Here is a 3,964-nt window from a genome sequence, read left to right as displayed (position 1 = left end):
TGGGTAAACGCTTAGCGGCTTCGGTGGCTAAAGGCATTAGTTTCTTTACACAAGGTGGGGGCATTAAATTGTTTGCTGCCAAAGGAGCGGTTGAGATTCAGGCGCAGAGTGATGAGATGCACATCATCGCTGAGAAGGTGATGAAGCTGATTAGTACGAAGTCAAAGATTGAGATTGTGGCGAAGGATGAGATCTTGATGACGGCGGGTGGGTCTTATATTCGTATCAATAGCTCGGGGATTGAGGAAGGCACGCCTGGCAATTGGAAGGCTTGGGCGGGGGAGCATGATACGCCAGGGCCGAAGTCTTTGTTTTATGAGAGAGAGAAAAAGGATTTAGCTCGTCGGTTTGCGATGCTTGATTTAACGGGTAAGGGTTTTAAAGACAGTAAGATTAAGGTATACGACACAATTAAGCATGAAGTAGTTTGGGAACAAAAATTTGATTCACAAGGTTTTACACCTGTTTATCATGGCGAGGGCTTGGGGCTTGGAGATTACCAGGCGTTAGCGGGATATGATGGCTGGTCTGGTCTTTTTGAGGATTTCGATGAAGAAAGTCGTAAGGGCAAAGAGGGGGATTTTCATCCAGGCGAACACAGCCCCAATGAAACTATTTAATATGGGAGAAACTGATGACAGTTCACATTGTTAAAAAAGGCGAAAGTCTTTGGAAAATTAGTAAATTTTATGGTTTAACTGTAGATAGACTTGCTAGCTACAATCAATTGGTGGGAAGAGAAGCTCAGTATATAAGGATTGGGCAAAAAATTAAAATCCCTGAATTTAAAACTGATCCAGACACCAGTTTAGATATTCGGTTTATTGGTTTGAATTTTAAAGAATTTACGCCTAAAAAGGCAACTCTGTCATTTGACGATAAACAAGTTGTCTTTGAAGAAAAAGACTTTAAAGATGGCTGGCTAATTGGAGTTGAAATACATGATTTTGCAAAAGGCTTAAAAATTGAAATTTTTAATTTAGAAAATGAGCCTGAAAAAATATTCGAAACAAAAAGTTTGCCTATTGGGAAGAAAAAGCTCACTGTACAATCTCGGACCAAGCAATATCGTGGTGACGTAGTGTTGAAAAAAAGTAGCGGTGAAGTAAGTGAAACGGATATCAAAAGCGAAGTTAAAAACACCTCTAAAGCAACAGAAACTAGTCCAGTACAAACAGTTGAATCGCCTACGTTGGCAATAGACAAACCAAATGCAGAGGTGGGTTCGGGTTCATCTGTATCAAACACAGATACACCTGCAAGTGCACCACAATCATCTGTAAAAATTGATACCCAACCTCAAGAGGGACAAGTTCGAACTGATGATGGTGTATCAACGCAATACATGGCTGCATTATTAACGGATGAAAATCTCTTGTTAAACTCTAAAAATGATGCCGCATATCGTCAATTTATTATTGCGGCTGCTAAAGCACATGGGTTTACTCCACAAACCTTGTCTGCAGTAATCAATGCCGAGGCTGCAAAGAAAGATGGAATGTGGAACGCCAAGTCTTTCAATGCTGAAAGTAATGCGGCTGGATTAACACAATTTTTAGCTTCAACCTGGCCAGAGATAACTAACAATCCCAAGTCTTTGGCAAATAAAAAAAATAAAAAGTCATTGGATTCTCGGTTTGATCCAGAAATTTCAATTGATGCAGCAGCACTGTACGCTCGTAACAATCTTGATAGCCTAAAAAAGGCAGGAATCAATATTGATTCTTTAGGTCCAGAAGATTTGGCAAAGGTAGCTTATTTATCCCATCATGAAGGCTTTACAGGCGCATCCGCAATTATAAAGGGAACACCAAATCCAAAACGAAATTACAAAAAAGTGTTGATTACTCAATTAGGTAGTAAAAACAAGGGAAAAGCTGACGAAATTATTGCACGTGCAGGTGGTGATAATTTTAAAGGTTACCGACTATGGTTGACTGGGTATGTGGATAAAATGATTGATGTGTCCAACTTCATGATTAAAGATGTAGATAAAGTTAAGCCCAAGATTAAAACAATGGATCAAATCATCGCCATCTTGAATGGTGCCCCCGTGCCTGCACCAGTACCAAAAGCAGCGGCAATAAAAGTAACACCACCGCCTACACCAAATAATGATGCAAGCAAAATTTCATCCGCAGGCTGGTCTGAGCCTTTGGATGAAATGAAGTTAAGAACTAAAGGGGGGTTAGCTTCTCCTCTTTCAGCTACTTTTGGAATGGTGAGAGATGGTGGAGCTAAACCACATCAGGGTATTGATTTAGAGGCCAAGCCTGGAACAAAAGTTAGGGCTGTTGCGCATGGACACATTACTGTAGTAGATAATAGAGCTACAACTGGAACCTATGGGAATACTATCATTCTTAGTGTTAATATTAATGATTTACCTGAAAAGCAAAAGCAGGCTTTTATCAGCCAAGCTCCTGCGGGTAAAACGGTAGCGCATTTTTTCTTTGCGCATTTATCAACGTTCGAAGTTGAAAAGAATGAAGTCTCTTTTGTTGAGCCAGGAACAGTTATCGGTACAACAGGTTGTACTGGGACAACTGCCGTGGGAATGTCAACAATTGAAAGGGGAGCTCATCTTCATTTTGAAGTAAGATACGAACCTGGTATTTTCGCAGGGGGGTTGAATTTTCGTATTAATCCTAAAGATTTTATTAACTGCAAGTATCCTGATGGATTTAGACCGTGATTTTAAGGATGTCGTCATGAAAAAAATAGTTATTGCGTTTTTTTGCATCGTTGTACAAACATTGGCTGTTGCCAAATCCCCATCTAATGAAACTTTTAAACTAACTTACGTGAACGTTAATGGAACGAAGGTAGCACCTCTCTTAGAAAAAAGTGCTTTATTTTCAAAACTTGGTCAGCCTAAAACAATTGTTATTGATACAAAAGAGTGTGGTATTGCATTGCCAATGGACAAACCAGAAGATTACGATGTCAACTTTACGGTCAATTTGGCACTCTATTCCACGGCGGTTTTTGAAATTAATAAGAGATTGGCAGCACTAAGAAGTATACAGATTGCAGGTACAAATAATAGTATAGCTATTAATGGCATATCGCTAACTAAAAAAACGTCTAAAAATATGTTATATAGCACATTTCCCGCTTTGAATCGGGATGGCAATATAAGAGGAAATGGTTTATTAATTCCAACAGGGATAGATGGGGATGGGTACATGCTTACTTTTAAAAATGGCTATATTTACGATGTAACATCCTTTGTTCCTTGTTAATGAATGAGGCTTTTAATGAAAAACTTAATCACATTAATTTGTCTGTTAAGTATCACAATCGTAGTCCCGGCAAAGCCAGCGCAGTTAACGGCGACTGCTTGGGAGAGATGCATGCTCAAAGCAGAAGCGTCGGCAAAAGATGAGGGTATTGCAGGTGCAGAGATTGCGGTAATTAACCAATGCGGCGCTCGCCCCTTGAACGAATCACATATGCAAAACCCTGTGAAACAAGCCCCATATGACGTACTCCGTTCCAAGCATTGGAAGAATTCATTTAAGCGTGTATTAGGTGCTAAATATGACGAGTTTGTTGCTGCTAGTCGTGTTTCTGACCACGATGGAGTTAAGCTGGTTGATAAATGGATGGTCGGCGAAGCTTCAGGTGCACCTGGGCATGGTAATTCGGGTGATTCTATTATTTTTCTGATTGAATCTCAGTCAAAACGTATTTACGCTGCAGCATCTCTTAGCGGGCAAATTTTTCGTTTTGGCTTTAATCAAAAGTCACAAAATATTCCTATTATGCTAACTGATTGGATCAAAGGGCTTGAATAAAAAATATTCAAAGCGAAGCATTTAATGGCATCAAAACACAAGGAAGCATAAAAAAATGTCCCGAAACCACCGCACCATCACCCTCACAGGCCCGAAGCTCCCGGTCACTGCGATGGGCACGCACCTCATTCTATTCCGTGAGCTCGAAGGCAGCGACGGCATCA

At 40.2% G+C, this 3,964-nt stretch carries 4 protein-coding genes; all 4 read left to right on the top strand.

What is annotated here, in order from left to right:
* Positions 1-620: DUF2345 domain-containing protein (locus tag DFR44_RS11040; protein ID WP_133621625.1), on the top strand; the 620-nt coding region annotated here is incomplete at its 5' end.
* A gap of 14 nt (positions 621-634) precedes the next feature.
* Positions 635-2,695 (top strand): LysM peptidoglycan-binding domain-containing protein, encoded by a 2,061-nt coding sequence (locus tag DFR44_RS11035; protein ID WP_133621624.1) that lies wholly within the window; start codon positions 635-637, stop codon positions 2,693-2,695.
* Positions 2,696-2,711: 16 nt separating this feature from the next.
* Entirely contained in the window at positions 2,712-3,245 is a 534-nt protein-coding gene (locus DFR44_RS11030) for a hypothetical protein (protein ID WP_133621623.1), read from the top strand.
* A gap of 111 nt (positions 3,246-3,356) precedes the next feature.
* A complete protein-coding gene (locus tag DFR44_RS11025; protein ID WP_133621622.1) occupies positions 3,357-3,800 on the top strand; it encodes a hypothetical protein in 444 nt (147 codons plus the stop codon).
* The last annotated feature ends 164 nt before the right edge of the window (positions 3,801-3,964 follow it).

It is taken from the genome of Hydromonas duriensis, assembly GCF_004363775.1.
Lineage (GTDB): Bacteria > Pseudomonadota > Gammaproteobacteria > Burkholderiales > Burkholderiaceae > Hydromonas > Hydromonas duriensis.
This window is presented reverse-complemented; position numbering and strand designations above follow the sequence as displayed.